The sequence below is a fragment of the Martelella sp. genome (genome assembly GCF_984369615.1).
Genome location: NZ_CFHTCS010000426.1, coordinates 1 through 3,344, shown reverse-complemented (window position 1 = coordinate 3,344; position 3,344 = coordinate 1). Strand labels below are relative to the sequence as shown.

Genomic DNA, 3,344 nt, shown 5'->3' with positions numbered 1-3,344 from the left:
AGCTCGGTGACGATGAAGCCGAGATTGAAGAACGGCATGTAGCGCGCCTTGTACTCCAGCTCCCAGCGGAAGATGATGTCGTTCGGCGAACGGGCGCAATGGATGAAGGCGATGTCGGTGTCGGGATCGCGATCGCCGAGATCGCGGGTCATCGACATCATCGGCGTGATGCCGGAGCCGGCCGAGATGAACAGATATTTCTCCGCCGGATGCTCGACATAGGAAAAATCGCCGAGCGGCCCGATCGCCTTCAGCTTCATGCCCGGATGGAGATTGTCGAACATCCAGCGCGTGCCGACACTGTCCTTCTGCGCCTTCACCGTCACGGCGATGGTGAACGGCCGCGTCGGGCTGGAGGAAATCGTATAGGTGCGCATGACCGGCTCGGGACCGACCGGCAGTTCCAGCGTGATGTATTGCCCCGGCAGGTAGCGGAACCAGATATTCTCCTCCTCCGCCCTGAAGGTGAAGGTCATCACGTCCGGTGCTTCCGGGGTCCAGGCGACGCATTCCAGCATGTGCTCGCGGCCATTCCACGGCACCATCTCGTCGATATGTTTGAACGGCTTGAGCATATCAGGCGACGATGGACAGAGGCGCGTTTTCGTCGGAGAGCCGCTCGATAGAATGGGTGGCGTACCATTCGACAAACTGCATCACGCCGCCCTCGTCCTCGGGCGAATAGGGGCCTGGCTCATAGGCCGGCGAACGGATGCCGCGGGCGTTCTCCTCGACGATCTGGCGATCCTGGTCATTGGTGAAGGTCCACACATGGGTGAGCTCGTCGAGATCGTAGTCGATGCCCTCCACCGCATCCTTCGGCACCAGCCATGTGGTGGTGACTTGCGTTTCCTCCGGCCCGAGCGGCAGGACGCGGAAGGAGATCGCGTGGTCTCCGAGAAAATGGTTCCATGTGGTCGGGTAGTGAAACAGAACAAGCGCGCCGATGCCGGCTGCCGCCGTCTTCTCGCCCATCGGCTTGCGCACGGCGCGCTTGCCCGACATGGTGTAGCTTTCCGCTCCCGCGATCAGCGGCATGCGGGCGATGCGGAACTGGCCGTCCGGATTGATGAGGAATTTCGCTTCAAGACCCGCCGCCTCGCAATGGGCCCAGTGCGCCTGGATTTCCGGGTCCTCCATCATCCCCTGCACCCCGGTCACCGAGGCGGCTTCGGGATAGGTGCGGCAGAGTTCGGGATGATTGGCGGCGCAGTGATAGCATTCGCGGTTGTTTTCCCAGACGAGCTTCCAGTTACCCTTTTCCACGATCGAGGACTTGAAAGCGACCTTGGCGTCGCGAATGTTATGCGGCGCGATATAGGGCGAAATGGCCTCGCGCAGCGGCGTGATGTCGGGCGCAACATCGGCGAGACAGATGAAGATATAGCCCTCGATGCTCTCGCAATGCACAGGCTTCAGGCCGAACTGCGCCTTGTCGAAATCCTCGCCCATGTGGCGCACATATTGCAGCCTCCCGTCGAGATCATAGGTCCACTGGTGGTAGGGGCAGACGAGCTTGGCCGTGGTGCCCTTCTCGGCGGAGCAGACGCGCGAGCCGCGATGGCGGCAGGAATTGTGCAGCGCCCGGATGACCTTGTCGCGTCCGCGCGTCAGGATCACCGAGTAGTCGCCGATCTGGACCGTCAGATAATTGCCCGGTCGCGCCAGTTCACAGTCATGGGCGACGAACAGCCAGTCTCGATAATAGAAGTTCTCCATATCGACCCGGAAATAGTCGGGATCGGTATAGAAGGATCGGGCCAGAGTGAAACCGTCCTGACGGTTTCTCAGTTCGTCGAGCATTTTCTGGCGTGTGGTCATGGGCGGCCTCCGCGGCGAAGACGGACAATAAGGCATATTAAACCATCGCCGGTTACGACCCCGCGTCCCAATCACGACATGACTTTCGGAAATGACGACACGGGACAATCGCGCTGGCCGCCGGGATCAGCCCGGCAGCAGGGCCGTTACCTCGATCTCGATCCGGTATTTCGGGTCGATCAGGCCGCATTCCAGCATGGTCGCCGCCGGCGGATGATCGCCAAAGGTCTCGGAAAGAAGCGGCCAGCAGGCCGGAAAATCAGCGGCGTCCGGCAGGTAATAGACCACCCGCACGACATCTCCAAAACCGCAACCAGCCTCGCCAAGCGCCCTTTCTATCGCATCGAGCGCGGAACGGCACTGGCCGACGACATCTTCAGGAACATCGCTGCCCTGCGCTGTCGTGCCTGAGACATGGGCAAAGCCGCCGGCCACCACCGCCCGGCAATAACCGATCTTCTTTTCATAAATGCCGCCTGAGGCAATCCGTCTTATCGTCATCAGAAAATCCTTTGTTGCGCAGGTCCTTTGTTCTAAACGAGGATCGCTTGAGCAGGAACAGGTTTCACATGGCGCGCATCATCGACATCGCGGTTGAGGAAGGCATTGCGCTGGCCGAAGGCAGCGCTCTTTTGCTGGCTGGCGAGTTGGTCGCCATGCCGACGGAAACCGTCTATGGCCTTGCCGCCGATGCGACGAACGCTCAGGCAATCGCGAAAATCTATGCCGCCAAGGGCCGGCCTGCCTTCAACCCGCTGATCTGCCACATGTCCGGGCTTGAGATGGCCGAGGACCACGCCGTCTTCTCTCCGCTGGCGCGCACGCTTGCGCAAGCCTTCTGGCCCGGCCCGCTGACCCTTGTTCTGCCTCTGAAACAGGGCGCGGCGATTGCGCCCGCGGCAACGGCGAACCTGCCGACCGTCGGCGTGCGCGTGCCGCAGGGCTTTGCCGGACGACTGATCGCCGCAACCGGCCGCCCGCTGGCCGCTCCCAGCGCCAACACCTCCGGCAGGATCAGCCCGACCACGGCCGCCCATGTGGAAGCGGATCTCGGCGACAGACTGCGACTCATCCTTGACGCGGGACCGGCGCAGGTCGGCGTCGAATCGACGATCCTGAAGGTCGAGGGCGATGACATCACGCTTTTGCGGCCGGGCGGCATTTCCGCAGCCGAGATCGAGGCGCTGACCGGTCGCAATGTGACAAGACCGCAGCACAAAACCGCAATCATTGCCCCCGGCATGATGGTCTCGCATTATGCGCCGAAAGCCGCCGTTCGCCTCAATGCGACGCGCGTCGGGGCGGGCGAGACGCTGGTGCTGTTCGGGCCTTGCGAGGTCGAGAATGTTTCGGCCGCGCGCGCCGTCTTCCAGCTGAGCGAGACCGCCGACCTTGCGGAAGCGGCGAGCCGGCTTTACGACACGATGATCGAGGCAGACCGGAGCGGCGCGCGCGCAGAACCAAAAAACGACGGAGACAGTGACGCTTCGCATGGATACGCCGACGAAGAAGGCGAGGTGCAG

The 3,344-nt window shown here is 62.2% G+C and carries 4 protein-coding genes; 1 reads left to right on the top strand and 3 read right to left on the bottom strand.

The window, feature by feature from the left end; translation table 11 throughout:
* The 3 genes from AC5DC2_RS21595 to AC5DC2_RS21585 form a co-directional block, all read right to left on the bottom strand.
* Positions 1-575, bottom strand: a 575-nt coding sequence (locus AC5DC2_RS21595) for an FAD-binding oxidoreductase (RefSeq protein ID WP_491699972.1), incomplete at its 3' end; no start/stop codon positions are given.
* Position 576: 1 nt separating this feature from the next.
* Positions 577-1,821, bottom strand: a complete 1,245-nt coding sequence (locus AC5DC2_RS21590; protein ID WP_491699971.1) for an aromatic ring-hydroxylating oxygenase subunit alpha — start codon at positions 1,819-1,821, stop codon at positions 577-579.
* A gap of 126 nt (positions 1,822-1,947) precedes the next feature.
* A complete protein-coding gene (locus tag AC5DC2_RS21585; protein ID WP_491699970.1) occupies positions 1,948-2,322 on the bottom strand; it encodes a RidA family protein in 375 nt (124 codons plus the stop codon).
* Positions 2,323-2,390: 68 nt separating this feature from the next.
* Here AC5DC2_RS21585 and AC5DC2_RS21580 point away from each other — a divergent pair.
* Positions 2,391-3,344, top strand: a 954-nt coding sequence (locus tag AC5DC2_RS21580; protein ID WP_491699973.1) for an L-threonylcarbamoyladenylate synthase, incomplete at its 3' end; no start/stop codon positions are given.